The organism is Capnocytophaga sp. HP1101 (genome assembly GCF_054772415.1).
Genome location: NZ_BPUU01000001.1, coordinates 83826 through 103976 on the forward strand (window position 1 = coordinate 83826; position 20151 = coordinate 103976).

The window sequence follows — 20151 nt, forward strand, 5'->3', positions numbered from 1 at the left end:
ACGGTGTCAGATTTTTCGGATAAGTCAGATTTTTCGGGGGGATAAGCTGTATAAATAGAGGGTAGTTGAGGGAAACGAAGGAAAATGAAAAATATAGAAAGGTGTTTGAGCAGTATTTTGATGATAAAAGGTTATTGGGAGAGTACGGTTAGCTTATACAAAGCTTATACGAACCTTATACGAATCTTGGACGATTGTTATACAAAGGGTATATAAGTAATTGATTCATACTATAATACAATAATGCCAATGATGCCAAAAATAGGGTTTCGAGGCGAAAGAAAAAGGTCGTAGCACGACGGGCAGATAGGTAATGAGGAGTGATGAATGACGAGAGACAAGGGACGAATGACGAAGAAAACCTCCCCCTAATACACATACTCAGCTACGCCAGCTCGCTGACTACCCTCAGAGAGGGGGAGTGTGGCGACGGAAAGACGGTGGGAGCTACAGGGGTGGATAGAAAAATGATGAAGGAATGAAGAATAAAACATCCCCCCTATCCCCTCAGAGAGGGGGAGTGTGGCGACGGAAAGACGGTGGAAACTACGAGGGTGAGTAGAGAAATGATGAAGGAATGAAGAATAAGACCTCCCCCTAGCCCCCTTCAAAGGGGGAGTGTTGCGACGCAAAGATGGTGCGAGCTACAGGGGTGGATAAAAGAATGACGAAGGAATGAAAAATAAAACATCCCCCCTATTCACATACTCTGCTCTCGCAGACTTCCTTCAAAGGGGGAGTGTTGTGACGGAAAGACGGTGGAAAACACAGGTAGATAAAGGATTGACGAAGGTATGAAGAATAAGACCTCCCCCTAACCCCCTCAGAGAGGGGGAGTGTTGTGACGGAAAGACGGTGGGAGCTACAAGGGTGGATAGAAAAATGATGAAGGAATGAAGAATAAGACCTCCCCCTATTCACATACTCTGCTCTCGCAGACTTCCTTCAAAGGGGGAGTGTTGCGACGCAAAGGCGAAGGAAGAACGAAGCTAAGACGGCAATAAGATGACGTTAAGATAAAGTATTGAAGTGCATTTTATGAGAAAATGATAATAGTATTTTGTTATCTGAAGAATTAATATTACTTTTGCCCTTTAATGAAAAACATATTTTGAATATATGGAAAATATAGCTGAGAAACATAAAAAAAATACTTCGGAAGAGAATTTGGAGATTGTTAAAAAGGTGCTTACCAAATACTTGGAAGACAACGGACACCGTAAAACCCCTGAACGCTATGCGATTGTGAAGGAGATTTACGAATACAACGACCATTTTGACATAGAAACACTCTATGAAAATATGAAAGAGAAAAAGTATCGGGTAAGTAGAGCGACGCTTTACAACACGATTGAGCTTTTGCTGGAATGTGGATTAGTGCGCAAACACCAGTTTGGACAAAACCAAGCGTATTACGAGAAATCGTATTTTGACCGCCAGCACGACCACGTAATTCTTACTGATACGGGTGAGATTGTGGAGTTTTGCGACCCTCGTATTCAGGCGATACAGAAGACTATAGAAGAAGTTTTTAACATTAATATTAGCAATCACTCTCTTTATTTTTACGGTACAAAGAAGAAAGAGGAATAATCTTACACCATTTGAAGAGGAGGTTTGTTTGAAAGTAGCTGAGGGGGGGAATTACCTCCCCCTCCCCCCTCCAAAGGGGGAATTCATACCTGAGAAGCGACTGTTTAGACTTATTGGATTGCTCTTTAGGAAGATAGATTAAAAAGACAAAAAATCAACATAAATTATGGCAGTAGATTTATTATTAGGTCTTCAGTGGGGAGACGAAGGAAAAGGGAAAATTGTAGACGTCCTTACCCAAAACTACGACATTATTGCGCGCTTTCAAGGAGGTCCTAACGCGGGGCACACGCTTGAGTTCAATGGCATTAAGCACGTGTTACACACTATCCCCTCGGGTATCTTCCACAAAGATGCGGTGAATATCATCGGCAATGGGGTGGTGATTGACCCTATTATCTTCAAAAAAGAAATAGATGCCCTCGCTCCTTATGAGGTGAATTTAAAACAGCATCTGCTCATTTCGCGTAAAGCACACCTTATCTTGCCTACCCACCGCTTGCTTGATGCTGCTTCGGAAGCTGCTAAAGGGAAGGCTAAAATTGGCTCTACTCTCAAAGGTATAGGACCTACGTATATGGATAAAACGGGTCGTAATGGCTTACGCGTAGGCGATATAGAGCTTGACGACTTCAACGAGCGTTATCGCAACCTCACTGATAAACACGAGGAAATGCTTGCTAACTACAAGGTAGATATACAATATAACCTACGAGAATTGGAAGCGGAGTTTTTTGAAGCTATAAAAGTGCTGAAAGAGTTTCAGCTTATCGACAGTGAAGAATACCTTTATCAAGCGCTCAAGAAGGGCAAAAAGATACTGGCTGAAGGGGCACAAGGTTCTATGCTCGACATTGATTTTGGTACCTATCCGTTTGTTACCTCGTCGAACACAACGGCTGCTGGAGCTTGTACGGGCTTAGGTGTTGCCCCTCGCAGTATTGGTGAGGTGATAGGTATCTTTAAGGCTTATACCACCCGTGTGGGCAGTGGACCTTTCCCTACTGAACTTTTTGACGAAGTGGGCGAAACGATGACCCAAGTAGGGCGGGAATTTGGTGCGACTACCGGCAGGCGTCGCCGTTGTGGTTGGCTTGATTTGGTAGCTCTCAAGTACGCCGTGCAAGTGAATGGCGTAACCGAACTCATAATGATGAAAGCCGATGTGCTCAGTGGTTTTGAGACGCTGAAAGTATGTACGTCTTACCTTTACAAAGGAAAAGAAATCAAGCATTTGCCTTACAATATAGAAGAACAGAACGTAACGCCCGTATATACGGAACTCAAAGGCTGGCAACAAGACCTGACTAAGCTTACTGACTACCAACAACTGCCTAAGGAATTATTGGATTACATCAGTTTCTTGGAGAAGGAATTGGAAGTGCCTATTAAAGTAGTATCGGTGGGACCTGATAGAACTCAGACGATTATCCGGTAGAGTATTAGGTAATTTAGGAAGTTATATAATAAATGATCTATGAATATCTTAATACAACCTTTGAACACTGAAGAGCAATTGTTAGTAGAAGAATGGCTCAAGGAAAAGCAGATTCCTTTTGAAAGAAGTGAAACGCATTTTACAGAAGCGCAATTAGCATTGATAGAAAGAGGCAGCATTGAGCAAGCTAATAACGGATTGTTAAAACTTTATACTGAAGTTCGAAAAAGAGCACGAACAATTTGCTATCTATAAACTGATGAACTATCAAAGTGTAACAGATTTGAAGCAAAAAGTCAGATCATTTGTACTATCATTATTTAATAAAGTAAAAACTGAAAAAGTAGAAGCTAAAGATTATCTTATTGCTACGTTAACGCCTGAGGCGATGATTATCTTAAACTCTATTTCCGATATTCATTTTCGCTATCCAATTGCTTATGTTGCCATTAACCCATCGGAATTGAAGCACATTTTTGATAGACATTACGGCGAAAATGAAAAAGCTACTCATCAGGGACACCCTCTTACTGATACTGAAATAGAAAGTATTGTAGATATTTTGGATCATCCTGACAAAATTATAGCATTAGGATATATTAAAAAACATCAAGCTGAAACCTATTTATTTCTAAAAAGACAAGCTGATAGTACTCTTGTGGTAGTAGAAATCTTTGGAAGCAAAAATAATAAACTACGATTAAAGACAATGTACAACAGTGTGAAGTCAGAAGAAAACATAATAAAAGATGAGTTAAAGTCCTTACTCAACACGTCCGATAACGCATCTAGGTTATTAGCCCAGCGAGTCTATGACTTTAACTCATCTTCAAATGCAAAGGTACAACATCTTTTGGATTTCACCAAATATTCAGACAAATAATTTTGCTAATTCTATGAAACACCTTTTAACCACCTTACTATTCATCTGCTTTTTAAACACTACCGCACAAGAGGTTGTACCTGATGCGCCCTTAGATACTATCGTCCTCAATGAAGTAATTGTAAAGGCTCAACGCAAAACACAGTACACTGATAAAGCCAGTTTCACCTTTGAAAAGAAAGCTGTGGAGCAAGCGCGCTATGCTAAAGACCTCTTGCGCAGTTTGCCTAACCTGCACCTCAACCCTGTAACCAACCAGATTGCGACCCTCAAAAGAGGTACGCTCTTGGTATTGGTGAATGGTGTAGAAGCAACTGATTTGCAAATACGGGGTATTGCGCCTCAAAATGTAGCACGCATCGACTATTACGATATTCTGCCAGCACGCTGGAGCAACAGAGCTGATACTGTGGTAGACATTATCACACGTTCGGCTGAAGAGGGCTATTCGTTAGGTATTGATGCGCTTTCGGCTCTTACCACAGGCTTTGTAGATGCTTCGGCTTATGGCAATTACACTAAGGGTAAGCATACCTTAGGAGTAGAATACCAACTCAGTTTTCGCGATTATAACGATAGATACTATGAAAAACACTCCGATTACGAACTATCGGGCAGGCGTTATGCGAATGACCAACGCTCTAAATCAGGATTTGAATACAACTCTCACAACACTTCGGTGCGTTATGGAGTGGTAGCACCACAAAACTACAGTTTTCAAGCGAAAGCTGAAATGGAATTAGTAAATCGCTCGTCTTATAGCAATGGCGTGAACCTCTTTACACAAGGCACAACCGTAAATCATCACACTTTAGCAGGAAAAAGTCACGACCATTGGCTACGCCCCAAAATAGACCTTTACTTCTCAAAGAAACTAAGCAAACGCGATGAGTTGAGCGTGAACGCCGTAGGGAGCTATTACAACACTACCAGAGCCAACCTCTCAAAGGAATGGGAAACTGCCACCCAGCGAAGCGTGTACGACGACGATATGGATTTGAAAGTGAAACAGCGCGGTTGGGTAGGTGAAGTAGCGCACACTCACCAGTTTGACTTTGGCAAACTCAATTCGGGTTACCGCATTAGTAGTACGTTTATCGACAACGATTTGCGCAATTTGGCAGGAGCTTCGGATTACAACGTAGCTTATACCGACCAATATATGTACACCGAGTTTGTAGGCAAAAAGGCTAATTTTATGTATAGAGCCAGCGCAGGACTTACCTATACGCACAACCGCAGTGCCGAAAACACTTTTACCGAATGGGTATTTACTCCCAAGGTGGTGTTAGGTTATGAACTCGCTAACAACCAGAGTTTGCGACTCACGAGTTACTATGTACCCCGCAGTCCGCGTAGTGCGGAACTCAGTAGCAATATTGAACAGGAAGCACCGAATATCTTGCAAACAGGAAATCCTTATCTCAAATCACAGCACATATTCTGGGCTGGACTCTCTTACACTTTCAACAACGACTACACAGATTTTAACCTACAACCCTTCTACAAAACAACCCGCAGGGTAATTACTGACATTTATGTAAATGACCCCACCCGCAATGGACTGCTCAATACTTATGAGAACAGCAAATATCACGAGGAGTTTGGTTTTTCATTAGACGGCAGTTTTAAGCCTTTGAAGAATGAGCTATTTGTATTTTCAGCCAATATTGCCCCTACCCGAGAGACCTTGGTTACTGAGGCAGGATTAAGAGTGCGTAATGATTATATCGACAACAACCTATCGCTTACCTTTACCTATAACGATTTGCGAATAGACTACACTTTTAACTATCCTATCTACTACATCGCAGGAAAGGTAATGCGTACTTATGAAAACAGCAATGATATTTTTGTGGAATACCAATTAGGCAATTGGACACTCAAAGGTGGCGTATTTTGGTTGGGTATGCCTTCAGAATACAAGATGAAAAGCAGTTACGAAGGTTTGGTAAACCAGCACAGTTATACCTACATAGAGAATAACCGTAATATGTTTGTGTTGGGACTTAGCTACGATTTCTCCAAAGGGAAGAACAACACCATCGACAAGAAGCTCAATAACGATACCGCTCCTGCTGCGCAGTTTTAAGGTAAAAGGTAAAAAAATGAATACATCTTCAGCAAATTATACTATATACAATGCTTCGGCGGGGTCTGGAAAGACTTATAGTCTTGTGAAGGCATATTTGAGTATCATTCTCAGCAGTAAATACCCCGACTATTTTAGGCAGTTACTCGCTATTACCTTTACTAATAAGGCAGTTTTTGAAATGAAGAACCGCATTATTGAGCTGTTGGGCATATTCAGTGAAGACAAAATGCTGTACGACCCGCACCCTATGTTTACGGAATTAGCAAACGAGCTGAAACTTCCTGAAAAGGAATTGCAAGACCGTTCGGCTAAGACGTTGGAGCATATACTGCACAACTACGCTGCTTTTAATATCAGTACGATAGATGGCTTTAACCACCAATTGATTCGTAGGTTTTCACACGATTTGCACTTAAATCCCTTTTTTGAGGTACAGTTAGATAACAAAACACTATTAGAGCGAGCGGTAGACAATTTGATGAGCAAGGCAGGCGAAGACCCTGAACTTACCCAATGGCTTATAGACTTCTCTAACGAAAAGATTGACGACGACAAGAGTTGGGATACCTCTCAAGAACTGCTTGGCGTTGCTGAAATGCTTACTGACGAAAACCATTATAAGCCACTGCAATCACTAAAAGACAAAGAGTTATCAGACTTCCGAGCCCTCAAAAACACTCTGCTCAAACAACGGACTGAGGCGCTAAACACGATAAAGACTTCGGCTAACGACTTTATGCAATTGATGAAGGAGAATGGTTTAGACAGAAAAGCTTTTAACAGAGGATCTTTATACGATTTCTTCGAGAAACTTACCTTAGACAGTACTAAAGAGCCCACGTGGGGTAGTGGTTGGCAAAACAATCTCTTAGCAGGCGAACCTCTTTATTCCGATACAGCCGCTAAGAAATACGATACTGCTCTTATCGATAGCTTACAAGACACTATTACCGAGCTCTTTTTAAACGTACGGAAAGGATTTGGCACCATTGCTTTTATGAGTAATGCTTTGAGATACGTTGCGCCTTTGGCATTACTGAATCGCATTCAGCAGGAAGTAGAAAAACTTAAAGAAGAAGAAAACATTTTACCTATATGGGAGTTCAACGGGGTGATTTCATCAGAACTCAGTAACCAACCTGCACCCTTTATCTATGAGCGCATAGGCGAGAAGTTTAGACATTATTTTATTGATGAGTTTCAGGACACCTCAATATTGCAATGGCAAAACTTCATACCGCTTATCCTCAATGCCGTACAAAGTGAAGTGAACAAAGAGAGAGGTTCGGTATTACTCGTAGGCGATGCCAAACAATCAATTTACCGCTGGCGAGGAGGAAAAGCAGAACAGTTTATGAGTCTGTATAACAATGAGGTAAACCCTTTTTTCATCAAGGGAGAAGTAAGAGATCTTCAGGACAATTTTCGCAGTTTAGAGACTATCATTAATTTCAACAATCATTTTTTTAGCTTTGTAGCCCAACAATTCCAAAGTGAGTCATACAAAAAGCTCTATGAAAACGCTGTGCAATTCTATCCCGACAGCAAGAAAAGTAAAGGTTTGCCCGAAGGTTATCTGAATTTATCATTTGTGGAAATAGGCAATGAAGAAGAATTAACAGAAGAAGATAACGATACACTTACGGTTGAAAATGCGCTTTCGCCTCGTGAACGCATTTATTGTGAAACTATTTTGGAGAAGATTGAGCACGCAAACCGCTCAGGAGCTACCGATAAGGATATTACCGTATTAGTGCGTACTAACCGCGAAGGAGCAGCTGTAGCGTCTTTTTTAGCTCAGCACGATAGGAAAGTTATCTCTCCTGATTCACTCTTGCTGAAGAACGTGGCTTCAGTACAGTTTCTCGTAACCTTACTGCGCTTACTCTATTACCCCGAAAGTGAGGAACTCAAACTACAATTGCTATTTGATTACATACGCTTAAAAAATATAACCGACCCTCACCTATTCCTCAGCCAATACGTATCCAAGGACGTAAACGAGTTCTTCGCTGAGTTTCAATTCTCAATGGAACAGTTCAACCAGTATTCGCTATACGAAGGAGTAGCTTTGGCAGTGAATTGTTTTGACCTCGCTCGCACGTCAGACGCTTATCTTACCGACTTTATGGACATCGTATTCGATTTTAAGAATGCGCGTAAAGGAGGTTTATCAGACTTTTTAGAGTTCTGGGACGACCAGCAAGAGAAGCTGAGTATCAGTTCTCCCGAAGGTTTGAACGCCATTACTGTGATGACGGTTCACAAGAGCAAAGGTCTTTCAGCCCCTGTGATTATCTATGCTTTTGCCGATAGTAAACTCATTGACTCGCACGCCGAGAAGCTGTGGTTTCCCGTAGACAAAGAGCAATTTAACGGTTTTGAGTATTTGCTTATCAATACCAACAAGAGTTTAGTGAACTACGACCTGCGTGCTGACCTCCTGATGGAACAACTGCACGAACAGAACCTTCTCGACCAGCTGAACGTGCTATATGTAGCAATGACCCGTCCAGAATCGTTTTTATATGTAATTACTTCATTGCCCAAGCGTGGGGGAGACACTTATGGTACGCTCTTTCAAGCATTTTTAGAAAAACAAAAAATGTGGAATGACGAGGTTGTGGAGTACGCTTTTGGCAAGCCCATATTCCCAGAGAAGAAAGATGAGAAATCTGCTATTGAATTACCCATTCCTTTCCAAAAAGGTTGGCAACAGCCGAACTACAAGATTGCTACGGGAGCTTCCTTGCTATGGGATACTCACAAACAAGAGGCATTAGAGCGCGGGAACCTCATACACGAGTTATTCTCGAAAATTACTTACGCTACTGATCTCGACCTCGTACTGGACAATGCCTTGCAAGAGGGAACACTCACAACAGAGCAATACGAGCTTTTGCACCCCCAAATGGAGCAGCTGCTTAGGAATCCTACTTTAGCACCTTTCTTTAGCAAAGACTACGCTTACTTTACCGAGCGTGAGTTCATTGATGCTGACGGCAACTATTTCCGTCCCGACCGCCTTGCCTGCAATCCCACCACTCGCGAAGCCTATATCATAGACTACAAAACAGGACAGCTTAACGACCAATACCGTTTCCAACTGCACCATTACGAACAAGATCTAACCGCTATAGGTTGGCAAGTAAAGGGCAAATACTTAGTGTATTTAGACTTAGGAGAAGTGGTGAGAGTTCACTAATCCTCTCTAAAATACACCGCAGGATTGTTTAAAAAGGTTTTAGTGATGATATAATGTTCTACTTGCTGAAGAGGAGTAGGACGCATACCGTCCTTAGTAACTTCGTAAATCACCGCATCGGGCATTGCCATTAGGATAGGCGAATGGGTAGCGATGATAAACTGTGAACGCTCCTTTTTGAGGTGTTCGCGTATCAGGTAGAGCAGTGAGAGTTGATGCAGGGGAGAGAGCGCACTTTCGGGCTCGTCAAAAATGTAGATACCTTGCTTTTTTACGCGCTGGGTGATGATGTGTAAGAAGGCTTCACCGTGTGAGAAAGACGAGAGATTTTGCCCGTAGTTAAACATCATATTCTGGTAGGTAGGATTCTGACTCTTGAACGACTCAAAGATATTGCCCTTAATCACGTAATCGCCAAAGTCTTCGGAGCGGAAGAAAAAACCGCGACCGTCGCGTATCATATTGAGTTCTAAATGCTCGGCAAGCTCGGCGATGGGCTCAAATGATTCTTCTTGGAATCCCAAAGTATTGTTGATGCGCGCCAAGTGGAGTTTGTAGGCAATGGCTTCAATAAGCGACGATTTTCCTACGCCATTGTCGCCCACAATGAAGGTTACAGGTTGGTCGAGGTTGATATTTTTGGCATAACGCACAGCTTCGGTGTTATAGGGGAAGCCTTGTACCCTATCGGTAGCGATGTTTAAGGAACGAATATACATAGTAATTAGGGAATTGAGAAATTAGAAAATGACTTAATGCAACAAAGATACGAAAAATTTGCTAATTGACTAATTATTCATATCTTTGCCTCTCTTTATCGCGCTGAGATATGAAATATATTACGATACTTTTTAGTTTGCTTTGCCTTGGGGCGTGTAGGCATTCCAATCCGTATGAGGGTGCAACCATTGAACTGACTGAGGTGAAGACTTTCCCCTTAGAGAAAATCAGTGTACGGGCAATGGTGCTTTTGGAGAAAAACGTAGCTTTTGCAGGCTCGGATGCTACTTTTGGCTTTATCAACACACAAAATCTGACGATTGCGACCTCTAACCTCAAAAATCAAGGAGTGATATCCGATTTTCGTGCAGTGGCTGCCACCCCTCAAAACTTCTTTATGCTCTCTATCGGCAATCCGGCTTTGCTGTTGAAGGCGGAACAAAACGGTATGGAGGAGGTGTATCGCGAGGAACACTCTGACGTGTTCTACGATGCTATGCTCTTTACCGATGATCAATTTGGCATTGCTATTGGTGACCCTATCGACAACAGACTCTCAGTAGTAACTACCCACAACGGCGGACAACAATGGACGAAACTCACGTGGTCGCAATCACCAAAACTCGAAGAGGGTGAAAGTGTATTCGCCGCTAGCAACTCGGCTTTGGCGCACTATGGCAACAAACTATGGGTGGTAACAGGCGGCAGTAAGAGCAGGGTGTTGTTCTCTGACAACAAGGGCTATAAATGGCAAGACCTCGCTACCCTACCTCTCGCCCAAGGTTCGCCTACTCAAGGAGCTTTCACCATAGCTTTCTACAACGACCAGCAGGGCATCGTTCTCGGCGGTGATTATGAACAACCTACAGAGCGCAAAGGCTCTGGCGCACTCACTTTTGATGGGGGTAAAACTTGGCAGCCTATCGCGACCGACAAGGCTATTGGCTATGCCAGTTGTGTGCAATACATTCCTAATAGTGAGGGAAATGCTCTGGTGGTAACTTCGCCTAATGGTCTTTTCTTCTCTAACGACCAAGGTAGGAGCTGGCAACAACTTTCAGATAAAGTCTATCACGCGCTACTCTTTGTAGATGAGCAAACTATGGTTGCTTCGGGCAATGAGAAAATCACCCTTTTTAGAGTTGTAAAGAAATGATGATAAGTGAGGTAACGGCTTTGCGCAAAGCAGGTGACTTGGAAGAGGCGTTGCGCATCGCTCTTGAGGAATTTAAGGAAAACGATAGCAGTATCAACAAATATTCGTTGGGCTGGGTGTATTACGATTTTTGCAAGAGGGCAGTAGCCGAAAACGACTTAGACACTTTTCTGCAATATGTGCAAGCACTCAAAGACCTGCGTTTTAGCATTGAAGAAGTGCTCATCACTGACCAACTGCTTTGGCAATACGTGAAGTTCTTCGCACAGTTGCGCAAAACAGGAAAAATAGCGCTTATTGATGTGCTGTACGAGAATTTGAAAGGTATGTATTTCACGATGCCTTCAAAAGCGTTTTCTGCCTTAGCAGAGCAGTTGCACAAAGCGTATAAAGATCGTGAGGAATATTTGGAAGTAATTACTGACGTGATGCCGTTTCTGCGCGCTGAGGATTTTGCACCTAAGTCATACCAAGGTATACTTATAATGCCTTTGGCAGAGCAAATCTATATCGCTTATAGCAAACGTATATTAGAAAGTGGCGACAAAGAGATTATCGCCACCTTTATACCTATCTTGCATCAGTGGATTCAAGCGCACCCTGAATACAATTCGCTTATTTATTACTATGTGGAAATGTGCAATTTTGCCAATTTGCCAATGTGATAATTATCAATTGTTCATTGTTGAACATTGGTTGTAGAGTTCACGCCACGATGCTCCGCGTTTCTTCATTACATTTTCAAGGTATTCCTTCCACACCATTTTATCTTTATCTTCATCTTTTACTACAGCTCCTTGCAATCCTGATGCTAAATCTTCATCGGTAACAGTGCCGTTACCAAAACTGCCTGCTAATGCCATACTATTGGTGATAAGCGAAATAGCTTCGGCAGTAGAAATCACACCACTCGGTGATTTGAGTTTCTGTTTTTCGTCTAAAGTTGCCCCTTTGCGCAATTCGCGGAAGATAGTAACAATCTTCTCAATAGCTTCACTGCTGGGCAAGGCGGCTTGTAATTTGTAGTTATTAGAAATCTCGGCAACACGTTTAGTAACAATTGATACTTCGGTTTCCAAAGTAGCAGGTGCAGGTAATACGATGATGTTAAAACGGCGTTTCAATGCCGATGACATTTCGTTCACCCCACGGTCGCGGGTGTTGGCGGTCGCAATAATAGAAAAACCGCGCTGCGCATACAGTTCTTCGCTAAGCTCAGGAATGGCGATATTCTTCTCCGATAGAATCGAAATCAGCGCGTCCTGCACTTCGGAAGCACAACGCGAAATCTCCTCAAAGCGCGCCACCGTTCCTGTTTCCATCGCGCGATAGATAGGCGACTTGAGCAGGGCAGTGTGCGATGGACCATTCGCCAATAGCATCGCGTAGTTCCACGAATAGCGGATATGCTCCTCGCTAGTACCTGCCGTACCTTGAATCACTTTGCCTGAGTCACCACAAATAGCAGCCGTCAGGTTTTCGGAAAGCCACGATTTAGCCGTTCCTGGTTCGCCTATGAGCAACAAGGAACGGTCGGTGAGCAAGGTTGCAATGGCTATCTCCACCAAACGGTTATGACCAATGTACTTAGGAGTAATTTCCACCCCGCTAGCCGTACCACCAGTTACGAATTTCAGCACCGCTTTAGGCGACAATTGCCAGCCTATGGGTTTTTCTTGTTTTTTATCCTCTTCTTTTAAAGCCTCTAATTCCTTGGCGTAGAGTTGTTCCGCTGGAAGGCGTAGTACGTTTGACATAGGTGTTAGTATATTTAGTCTTTAGTGATTCAACTTTGCCAAAGTTTTAAACTTTGGCAAAGTTTGTAGCACATTTCATTTGCTAATCAGCGAATGCGTGTTTATATCCCTTTTGTTTGTTCCAAGCTCCACGAGTAAAATCGGGGATTTCTACAGGAGCACTACCGTTTTCTAAGGATAGTTTAGAAAGAGGAGCTAAGCAACACCATTCAGCAAGGTCATATACGTCCATATCCAAAGGCAAACCATTGCGTAAGCAGTAGATCAGGCGATAATCCATTATATAGTCCATACCACCGTGACCACCTACTTCTTTTGCTTTAGCTTCCAACTCTTTAAGAATACGTGGCTTGTATTTTTCCATCATTGCTTTTTTAGCTTCCTCCGGCATAAAACTGTGTGCCGAAAGATTTTCGTGGTTAGGCACTTCGTCTTTTGCTATACTTTCTGGCTGAATAAGATAACCTTCTATCGGATATTTATTGGCAAATCCATTAGTTCCAGTAAGCTGATACATACGTGAATACGGGCGAGGAGTTACCACATCGTGTTGTATTTGGATAGTCTTTCCTTTTTCTGTTTTAATCATTGTAATGGTAAGGTCTCCATTTTGGAAGTTAGGATCTTCCTTGCCTGTTACACGTTTGTACACTTCTTTGCCTCTGAAAGGATGTGTATCAAATGAAACTAAATAATTCATTTTATCACCACGGTGAATGTTAAGCGCTTGACATACAGGACCTATACCGTGAGTAGGATATACATCACCACGATTTTTAGCGTTGTAATCTAAACGCCAATTGTTCCAATACTCAGTCCAAAAGTCATCTAAGTTGTGAATATAAGAACCTTCTCCGTGAATAACTTCACCTAATAGCCCTTGTTGAGCCATATTAAGAGTAGTTATTTCAAAGTAGTCGTACACGCAGTTCTCAAGCATCATACAGTGCAAGCGTTTCTTTTCGCTCATATCAATCAATGCCCAAATCTCATCCATATCAAGTGCAGCAGGTACTTCTATAGCCACGTGCTTACCGTGTTCCATAGCATAAAGCGCCATCGGTACGTGGTGCTTCCAATCGGCTACAATGTACACGAGGTCTACATCTTTGCGTTCGCACAAAGCTTTCCAAGCGTTTTCATCACCTGTGTATTGGGCTACGCGTTTATGCCCTGCCTTTTCAATCACCTGCTGTGCTTTTTCTACCATTTCAGGGCGAATATCGCACAGAGCAGTAACCTTAGCTCCAGGCACGTGCATATAACGTTCTACTGCACTATGTCCACGCATTCCAAGCCCAATGATACCCACACGCACGGTGTCCATTTTAGGAGTAGTAAGGTTTAACACATCAGTTTGTCCAGCTGGACGAGAAGGGGTAGGTACTTTAATTTGATAAGAACTTCCACTCTTATTCTCATTAGAGGTAGCTTGGTTACTATTACAAGCTACAAAACCAAGACATACAGCAATGCCTATGGCTACTTGATAGATTTTTTTAATCATAGCTGTGAATATTTTTAAAGGTTGATTATTAATGCGACAAAAGTAGTAAAAAAAATTAATAGTAACAAAAGAAAAGTAAAAAAAATTATTTATTCACTCCCGTATTATTGCCCTTTAGCATTTTTTACCTAAATTTTTATGTACTCTTAACTATTAACTCTCAACTCTTTACATAGCCATTGTATAACAATCGTCCAAGATTCGTATAAGCTTCCTATAAGCTTTGTATAAGCTACCCCCACCCTCATTCCTTCAAAAAAATACCCGTGTAGCTCATAATAATTTTGTTAATTTGCCAATTAAAAAAAGTTTCGTATCTTTGCGTTATTAAATAACAACAACCAAACAAATGGTATGGAAGAGTATATTCTTACACTTGTAAATCAAACAAATAGAAATATATTTCTCACAGGAAAGGCAGGAACGGGTAAAACTACTTTGCTACACAAAATCATCAATACTTGCTATAAAAATACGGTAGTAGTTGCCCCTACGGGTATTGCTGCCCTCAATGCTGGGGGCGTAACTATTCATTCAATGTTCCAACTCCCTTTTGCTTCTTTCTTACCAACGCTCAGCAACCCTCCTATTGTAAATGAGTTCCTACGCTTCGAAAACCGTTTTTCTCTGCGCAAACACTTCCAAATGCACAAAAATAAACAGCAACTCATTCGCAATATGGAACTCCTAATTGTAGACGAGGTAAGTATGCTACGTGCCGATGTACTCGATGCAATGGACTATATGTTGCAATTTATTCGCAAAGATAAACGACCTTTTGGAGGTGTACAAGTACTCTTCATCGGCGATTTGCTACAGCTACCTCCCGTAGTAAAACAAGAAGAATGGGAAGTACTCAAACACTATTATAAAGGAATGTATTTTTTTCAATCCGAAGTCGTAACCCAAAACCCTTTGCTATACGTAGAACTTGAAACCATTTACCGGCAAACTGATAAGCTGTTTATCTCTATTTTAAATCACTTACGTGAAAACCAACTTACCCCTAAGGATATCAAACAGTTAGAAAAGTATGTACAGCCAGATTTTCATAAAAAACACCAGAACGATTACATCACTCTTACCACTCACAACGCCAAAGCCGATGCTATGAACCAACGAGAAATGAGTAAGCTCTCCTCTCCCCTATTTTCTTATGAGGCTGATATTGTTGATGATTTCCCAGAATACCTCTACCCTATTGAGAAAGTTATTCAGCTAAAAGAAGGTGCAAGAGTGATGTTCATCAAAAACGATAATTCAGGAGAACACTTGTTTTTCAACGGAAAGATGGGTACTGTAGTATCTCTCGCCGAAAAAGAAATTACAGTGAAATTAGACGGTGGTAAGGTCATAAATGTCGAACGCTACGAATGGGAAAACGTGCGTTATAAACTGAACGAAACTACCAAAGATATAGAAGAAGAGCGCTTGGGCTCATTTACCCAATATCCACTGCGCTTAGCGTGGGCAATCACCATACACAAAAGTCAAGGACTTACTTTTGAGAAAGCTATTTTAGATTTGGCAAGCGTTTTCGCCTCAGGGCAAGCCTATGTGGCATTCTCGCGCCTGCGTTCGTTAGAAGGTTTGGTCTTGCTATCGTCAGTAAGTGCTAATGGTATTAACAACGATGGCGAAGTGGTAGGTTATGCTGAGAACAAAGCCTCTGAAAAGGAAGTGCAAACTGCTTGTTATACAGGTAAAACCGAATTCTTGCAGGAGAATATACTAAACACTTTTCAGTGGAACACTCTCTTAGAAGAATGGGTATTACACCGCAACAGCTATTCAGGTGAAATTGGTAATAAAAACCTATATAAAGATTGGGCGGGTCAGCAGTTAGTAAAGGTGCAAGAATTGGTTACTGTTTCTGAGAAATTCAGCAAGCAACTCAAAACACTCTTTAATAACACAACCGATATTCAGCATATTTTCGAACGTGTAGCCAAAGCGATAACCTATTTCACACCGCTCTTAGAGCAATTGTGGTATGAGGTGCTATTAGTAGAAGGAAAGATAGCTAACCAGAAAAAAGTAAAACAGTTTTTCACCGAACTGAAAGAGTTAGACAATAACATCTCCGAAACGCTAAAAAAACTCTTCCGCTTAGAGCAAATGGTACAATTAGCCCAAGCAAACCAATCTTTTGATAAGGGAAAGATACATTCAGCCAAATTAGAAACTTTGCACACTGAACTCATTGAGAAAATAAATAATATATTAAAGAACGAAAAACTCTTTGTCGGCGAATATCCTCCACCAAAAGATGATAAATCTAAAAAAGAAAAACACTCCACTTATGATGTCACACTTCAGCTTTGGAAAGAAGGCAAAACAGTAGCTGAGATTGCCAAAGAACGTACCCTATCACAGGCTACTATCTATTCTCATATAGCTAAATGCATAGAACAAGATAAAATTGCTATTACTGAAGTGCTCCCTGAGGAAACTATCAATAAACTAAATGCAATTTTTAAGGAGGACGAAGGACTTACTACCCTAAAAAGCCTTTATGAAAAGGCAGAAGAAAAATACAGTTGGGATGAATTGCGCTTATTCAGGGCTTACTTGTTGAAAGAAGCTAAGAAAGCACAATAAAAAAGGGACTCCTTAGGAAGTCCCTTTTTTCATTTTTTAAGTTATTAAAATCTATAAGTAACACCTGCTTTAAAACCTCCAGTGGCAAAGGAGTTGTGCTCTACAAACAACTCAGCATTCACACCGAAGTTTTCTGTAAAGAAATAACGCCCTCCTGTTTGAAGACGTACTGCAAGCCCTGAATCGTAATAAGGATCCCAATTGTCGTATTTATAATCGTTAGACCAATTGTAATATCCTAAACTCAAACCACCGTACAAATCTACGTTTGAAGGAAGTCTTCTTATAAGTTTATTGAAGTGATAGTTACTGGTAGCTAAAATACCTATATTGTTATATCTTACGCTATTGTAATTTCTACCACGGTAAAACAATTCACCTCCTACGGTTATTTCGTCAGTAATTCCAACGTCTACTGAGCCATATATCATAGCTCCTGGACCTGAAACACCAAGACCTCCGTTAATTTGCACATCACCAGCCCCAAACGACTGCGCTGAAGCTACTCCTGCACTTAGGAGTAAACCAAAAAGTAAAATGATTTTTCTCATAAATAATTACTATTAATTCGTTTTAATAATGCAAAGGTAATATTTTTATTGATAATAACAAAAAAGACTACCCTATTTTTTAAGGTAGTCTTTTTAGCACAGAAATATGTTTCGCTTAATTATCTTTGATTCAAAGGAGAACCCTCACGAGCGATATAAGTCAATTTCAAGGCATTAACATCTTGCAATTTTTCACGTATATCACTCACTAATCCCATATTGGTATCAGCATCTACTTTCAAAGCGGTCATAAATACATCTTTTAAAGCGTCGCGTAAACCTTCTCTATAATTCAATATATAGTGGCTTACCTCAGCAACATCAATGAATTTATCATTCACTTGAATTTTAGCGTTTGCACCAAACTTAGCCTGATACTTAGGAAGTGGTTTCCCTGCATAAATGTACACAACTGGGTCTTTCTTGTCCAATTTTTGCACTTGGTCTGCCACTGGCAACTTATTCTGTACCATCAAATCGCTATCTTTAGATTCTGTTACAGTCATAAAGAAGAACAAAAGCATAAAGATGATATCTGGTAAAGAAGCCGTAGACACAGCGGGCGTTTCGCCACTTTTCTTTTTTGTAAATTTTGACATATCCTTCTAATTTTAGTGTTTCTTAGGTGCTGTTTCAAGCAATTTCCTTGGGAATAGCTCCTGTAATTTCACGATTTTAGGTTCTAACGCATCTTTCCTTTCTTTTGGAGTACGAGCTGCGTTAAATTCTTCCTCTATCTGAACGTAAGGTACTTCATTAGGGAACAAACGTGCACGTTCACGCTCACGTAACTCATTATATGCCTTAATCAATTCATTTTGTACGGCTATATAAGTGTGATATGAAGTTTCACGGTCGTTACGCAAAGAAATAACTGCTTTATCTGGGTTGTCAGATGATAAAGGGTCTCTTTTACCTTTACAGTAAGTACAAGAACCATCACCATTGTTATCCAAGAAATTGAGAGCTGTTTCTTTTACGTCTTTGAGTTCCTTAACTTCGTTGTTTATTAACAACTGGTTGTACTTGTTCACTACCACTACCAATACGTTTTTCTCTTTTACTGGTGGAGGTGGTGGCGTATTTTCTTGTGGTTTAGGAGGTAACTTTACAGTAATCCCTGAGTTACTTTCAATAGTTGTTGTAACTAAAAAGAATATCAACAACAAGAATGCAATATCAGCCATTGAACCTGCGTTTACCTCAGGTGCGGAACGTTTTGCCATAATTTTTTATCTCATTAGTGCTTTTTTTACATTGGATGCAATAAGAGCTACTACAGCTGCTGCTACCAATATATACAAAGCGATTAAACCTGTGCTTGTCCATTTCCTTACAGATTCGCTGGCTTTTTTCACTTCATCACTAGCATTAGCTTCCACTGCTCCTGAAGAGAAGACATAAGCTAAGACAAGTACTACCACAAATCCGCCGGTATAGATAAGCGTTTTCTTGAGTGCTTTTGGCGAAGCTAAAATGTTTTGTGCTGCTGATACAAGTACCGCTATCAAAGCTATACCTAATAAAACATATGTGAGCACAAACAAGGCTTGCATAGTACCGTTATTGGGATCATCGGCGTTTGTAGCAAAAGACAAAACAATCCATAAAATTACCCCAATCACACCTAAAGCAAGAGCTCCATATTTTGCTATTTTATACATACTTAAAGTTGTTTAACGGGTGAGTAAATTATTTCATTTTTCTTGCTACTAAAAGATCGATAAGCGAGATAGAAGCATCTTCCATATCATTTACGATAGCATCTATTTTAGCAATGATATAGTTGTAGAATACTTGCAAAATCATCGCAACGATCAAACCAAACACAGTAGTAAGCAAGGCAACCTTAATATCACCAGCAATCAATGATGCGTCCAAACCACCAGCTGAACTAATCTTATCGAACGCTTCAATCATACCAATTACCGTACCCATAAATCCTAACATCGGTGCAATAGCAATAAAGAGCGAAATCCAAGACACGTTCTTTTCCAATTGTCCCATCTGTACACCTCCGTAAGATACTACTGATTTTTCAACCATATCAATACCTTCTGATGAACGGTCAAGACCTTGATAGAAAATAGACGCAACAGGACCTTTTGTATTACGGCATACTTCTTTAGCTGCCTCAATACCTTTGCTGTCCAATGCTTCTTCAATCTCTGTTAGCAACTTCTTAGAATTGGTAGTTGCCATATTGAGGTAAATAATTCTCTCAATAGCTACTGCCAAACCAATAATCAAACAGAGCAAGATAGGAGCCATATACATAGGTCCCCCCTCAATGAAACGCTCTTTAAACACTTGGTGGAAGCCTTTGCTTTGTTGCGCTGCTTCTGTAGCTTCTTGAGCGCTAACCATAGCCACGTTTAAAATTAACATTGCTACAAGAAGTAGCTTAGATGACATTTTTTTCATTTGTTTAATCTTTTAAATTGTTAGTTGATAATTTAATGTTTAATAATATTTTTCTAGAAAGAAGCAGAGAGGAAGGGATTCGAACCCTCGATACGCTTGTGGCGTATATACACTTTCCAGGCGTACTCCTTCGACCACTCGGACACCTCTCTCTATGCTGTTTCTGAATGCCAAAGTAACAAATTATTTTTCTATCCCACAAGTTTTTTCTTAATTTTTTG

Annotated in this window: 18 protein-coding genes and 1 tRNA gene; 10 read left to right on the forward strand and 9 right to left on the reverse strand. The window is 40.9% G+C overall.

Going from position 1 to position 20151, the window contains the following annotated elements; all coding sequences use genetic code 11:
- Positions 1-323 precede the first annotated feature (323 nt).
- The 7 genes from RCZ04_RS00285 (at position 324) to RCZ04_RS00315 (ending at position 9214) form a co-directional block, all read left to right on the forward strand.
- Positions 324-482: a hypothetical protein gene (locus RCZ04_RS00285; protein ID WP_460483930.1), complete on the forward strand. Its 159-nt coding sequence runs from the start codon at positions 324-326 to the stop codon at positions 480-482.
- A 637-nt stretch (positions 483-1119) separates the two neighbouring features.
- Positions 1120-1593 carry a Fur family transcriptional regulator gene (locus RCZ04_RS00290; RefSeq protein ID WP_460483931.1) on the forward strand — a complete coding sequence of 158 codons (474 nt, stop codon included), beginning with the start codon at positions 1120-1122 and terminating at the stop codon, positions 1591-1593.
- A 166-nt stretch (positions 1594-1759) separates the two neighbouring features.
- Positions 1760-3031, forward strand: a complete 1272-nt coding sequence (locus tag RCZ04_RS00295; protein WP_460483932.1) for an adenylosuccinate synthetase — start codon at positions 1760-1762, stop codon at positions 3029-3031.
- A gap of 39 nt (positions 3032-3070) precedes the next feature.
- On the forward strand, positions 3071-3286 hold the full coding sequence (locus tag RCZ04_RS00300; protein WP_460483933.1) for a hypothetical protein: 216 nt from the start codon (positions 3071-3073) through the stop codon (positions 3284-3286).
- A gap of 4 nt (positions 3287-3290) precedes the next feature.
- Positions 3291-3914: a PBECR3 domain-containing polyvalent protein gene (locus RCZ04_RS00305; protein ID WP_460483934.1), complete on the forward strand. Its 624-nt coding sequence runs from the start codon at positions 3291-3293 to the stop codon at positions 3912-3914.
- Between the two features lie 13 nt (positions 3915-3927).
- Entirely contained in the window at positions 3928-6006 is a 2079-nt protein-coding gene (locus RCZ04_RS00310; protein ID WP_460483935.1) for a TonB-dependent receptor, read from the forward strand.
- A 16-nt stretch (positions 6007-6022) separates the two neighbouring features.
- Positions 6023-9214, forward strand: coding sequence for a UvrD-helicase domain-containing protein (locus RCZ04_RS00315; protein ID WP_460483936.1), 3192 nt, complete (start codon positions 6023-6025; stop codon positions 9212-9214).
- On the opposite strand, the gene RCZ04_RS00320 is transcribed toward RCZ04_RS00315, so the two are convergent.
- A complete protein-coding gene (locus RCZ04_RS00320) occupies positions 9211-9933 on the reverse strand; it encodes an AAA family ATPase (RefSeq protein ID WP_460483937.1) in 723 nt (240 codons plus the stop codon). The genes RCZ04_RS00315 and RCZ04_RS00320 overlap by 4 nt on opposite strands.
- 110 nt (positions 9934-10043) lie before the next feature.
- On the opposite strand from RCZ04_RS00320, the gene RCZ04_RS00325 reads away from it, so the two are divergent.
- A complete protein-coding gene (locus tag RCZ04_RS00325) occupies positions 10044-11090 on the forward strand; it encodes a WD40/YVTN/BNR-like repeat-containing protein (RefSeq protein WP_460483938.1) in 1047 nt (348 codons plus the stop codon).
- On the forward strand, positions 11087-11755 hold the full coding sequence (locus RCZ04_RS00330; protein WP_460483939.1) for a hypothetical protein: 669 nt from the start codon (positions 11087-11089) through the stop codon (positions 11753-11755). The genes RCZ04_RS00325 and RCZ04_RS00330 overlap by 4 nt, the downstream gene beginning before the upstream one ends.
- 6 nt (positions 11756-11761) lie before the next feature.
- On the opposite strand, the gene RCZ04_RS00335 is transcribed toward RCZ04_RS00330, so the two are convergent.
- Both RCZ04_RS00335 and RCZ04_RS00340 read right to left on the reverse strand, forming a co-directional pair.
- On the reverse strand, positions 11762-12847 hold the full coding sequence (locus tag RCZ04_RS00335) for an ATP-binding protein (protein ID WP_460483940.1): 1086 nt from the start codon (positions 12845-12847) through the stop codon (positions 11762-11764).
- A gap of 82 nt (positions 12848-12929) precedes the next feature.
- Positions 12930-14354, reverse strand: coding sequence for a Gfo/Idh/MocA family protein (locus RCZ04_RS00340; RefSeq protein WP_460483941.1), 1425 nt, complete (start codon positions 14352-14354; stop codon positions 12930-12932).
- Positions 14355-14669: 315 nt separating this feature from the next.
- Here RCZ04_RS00340 and RCZ04_RS00345 point away from each other — a divergent pair, with 315 nt between their 5' ends.
- Entirely contained in the window at positions 14670-16955 is a 2286-nt protein-coding gene (locus tag RCZ04_RS00345; RefSeq protein ID WP_460484066.1) for a helix-turn-helix domain-containing protein, read from the forward strand.
- 44 nt (positions 16956-16999) lie between these two features.
- Here the strand turns inward: RCZ04_RS00345 and RCZ04_RS00350 are convergent, their stop codons facing one another.
- The 6 genes from RCZ04_RS00350 to RCZ04_RS00375 form a co-directional block, all read right to left on the reverse strand.
- Positions 17000-17506, reverse strand: coding sequence for a hypothetical protein (locus RCZ04_RS00350; protein ID WP_460483942.1), 507 nt, complete (start codon positions 17504-17506; stop codon positions 17000-17002).
- 119 nt (positions 17507-17625) lie between these two features.
- Positions 17626-18105, reverse strand: a complete 480-nt coding sequence (locus RCZ04_RS00355; protein ID WP_460483943.1) for an ExbD/TolR family protein — start codon at positions 18103-18105, stop codon at positions 17626-17628.
- Between the two features lie 12 nt (positions 18106-18117).
- Complete coding sequence (locus tag RCZ04_RS00360; RefSeq protein ID WP_460483944.1) at positions 18118-18732, reverse strand: ExbD/TolR family protein; 615 nt, start codon at positions 18730-18732, stop codon at positions 18118-18120.
- A gap of 6 nt (positions 18733-18738) precedes the next feature.
- Complete coding sequence (locus tag RCZ04_RS00365; protein WP_460483945.1) at positions 18739-19170, reverse strand: hypothetical protein; 432 nt, start codon at positions 19168-19170, stop codon at positions 18739-18741.
- 28 nt (positions 19171-19198) lie between these two features.
- Positions 19199-19930 carry a MotA/TolQ/ExbB proton channel family protein gene (locus RCZ04_RS00370; protein ID WP_460483946.1) on the reverse strand — a complete coding sequence of 244 codons (732 nt, stop codon included), beginning with the start codon at positions 19928-19930 and terminating at the stop codon, positions 19199-19201.
- 64 nt (positions 19931-19994) lie between these two features.
- Positions 19995-20082: transfer RNA gene (locus RCZ04_RS00375), tRNA-Ser, on the reverse strand.
- Positions 20083-20151 lie beyond the last annotated feature (69 nt).

Excerpts from the sequence above, each read along its gene's own strand:
- RCZ04_RS00295 (WP_460483932.1), top strand. The coding sequence starts at position 1,760 with ATGGCAGTAGATTTATTATTAGGTCTTCAGTGGGGAGACGAAGGAAAA.
- RCZ04_RS00300 (WP_460483933.1), top strand. The coding sequence starts at position 3,071 with ATGAATATCTTAATACAACCTTTGAACACTGAAGAGCAATTGTTAGTA.
- RCZ04_RS00310 (WP_460483935.1), top strand. The coding sequence starts at position 3,928 with ATGAAACACCTTTTAACCACCTTACTATTCATCTGCTTTTTAAACACT.
- RCZ04_RS00350 (WP_460483942.1), bottom strand. The coding sequence starts at position 17,506 with ATGAGAAAAATCATTTTACTTTTTGGTTTACTCCTAAGTGCAGGAGTA.
- RCZ04_RS00340 (WP_460483941.1), bottom strand. The coding sequence starts at position 14,354 with ATGATTAAAAAAATCTATCAAGTAGCCATAGGCATTGCTGTATGTCTT.
- RCZ04_RS00285 (WP_460483930.1), top strand. The coding sequence starts at position 324 with ATGAATGACGAGAGACAAGGGACGAATGACGAAGAAAACCTCCCCCTA.
- RCZ04_RS00330 (WP_460483939.1), top strand. The coding sequence starts at position 11,087 with ATGATGATAAGTGAGGTAACGGCTTTGCGCAAAGCAGGTGACTTGGAA.
- RCZ04_RS00320 (WP_460483937.1), bottom strand. The coding sequence starts at position 9,933 with ATGTATATTCGTTCCTTAAACATCGCTACCGATAGGGTACAAGGCTTC.
- RCZ04_RS00325 (WP_460483938.1), top strand. The coding sequence starts at position 10,044 with ATGAAATATATTACGATACTTTTTAGTTTGCTTTGCCTTGGGGCGTGT.
- RCZ04_RS00355 (WP_460483943.1), bottom strand. The coding sequence starts at position 18,105 with ATGTCAAAATTTACAAAAAAGAAAAGTGGCGAAACGCCCGCTGTGTCT.
- RCZ04_RS00290 (WP_460483931.1), top strand. The coding sequence starts at position 1,120 with ATGGAAAATATAGCTGAGAAACATAAAAAAAATACTTCGGAAGAGAAT.
- RCZ04_RS00335 (WP_460483940.1), bottom strand. The coding sequence starts at position 12,847 with ATGTCAAACGTACTACGCCTTCCAGCGGAACAACTCTACGCCAAGGAA.
- RCZ04_RS00315 (WP_460483936.1), top strand. The coding sequence starts at position 6,023 with ATGAATACATCTTCAGCAAATTATACTATATACAATGCTTCGGCGGGG.
- RCZ04_RS00365 (WP_460483945.1), bottom strand. The coding sequence starts at position 19,170 with ATGTATAAAATAGCAAAATATGGAGCTCTTGCTTTAGGTGTGATTGGG.
- RCZ04_RS00305 (WP_460483934.1), top strand. The coding sequence starts at position 3,291 with ATGAACTATCAAAGTGTAACAGATTTGAAGCAAAAAGTCAGATCATTT.
- RCZ04_RS00360 (WP_460483944.1), bottom strand. The coding sequence starts at position 18,732 with ATGGCAAAACGTTCCGCACCTGAGGTAAACGCAGGTTCAATGGCTGAT.
- RCZ04_RS00370 (WP_460483946.1), bottom strand. The coding sequence starts at position 19,930 with ATGAAAAAAATGTCATCTAAGCTACTTCTTGTAGCAATGTTAATTTTA.